This is a genomic window from Vibrio sp. 10N.261.51.C6 (assembly GCF_041471785.1).
In the GTDB taxonomy this organism is placed as follows: Bacteria; Pseudomonadota; Gammaproteobacteria; order Enterobacterales; family Vibrionaceae; genus Vibrio; species Vibrio crassostreae_C.
The window spans coordinates 1016-1347 of sequence record NZ_JBFRPB010000103.1 but is presented as its reverse complement, the minus strand read 5'-3'; the positions used below and the strand labels follow the sequence as shown (position 1 = coordinate 1347).

Annotated in this window: 1 protein-coding gene; it reads left to right on the top strand. The window is 47.9% G+C overall.

Going from position 1 to position 332, the window contains the following annotated elements; genetic code table 11:
* Window positions 1–332: tandem-95 repeat protein (locus AB4375_RS21105; RefSeq protein ID WP_372052469.1), on the top strand; the 332-nt coding region annotated here is incomplete at both ends.

The window sequence follows — 332 nt, the reverse complement described above, 5'->3', positions numbered from 1 at the left end:
GATATCAGCTTCGATATCTCAGATGGTACCAACACGGTTCAAGCTTCGGCTGACCTTACTGTTAATCCAGTTAATGACCTGCCAGTCCCTCAAGACCAACAGTTCAGCGTTGAAGAAGATGGCACGTTAATCTTCACCGATGCCGACCTATTAACAGGTGCAACGGACATTGAAGGCGACAACCTAACGGTTGAAGGTGTGACCTACGATGGCGGTGACGGTATCCTTACTGATAACGGTAATGGTACTTACACATTCGCTCCAAACGAAAACTTCAATGGCGACGTAAACTTCGGTTTTGATGTGTCTGACGGCACCGATACGGTCTCTGC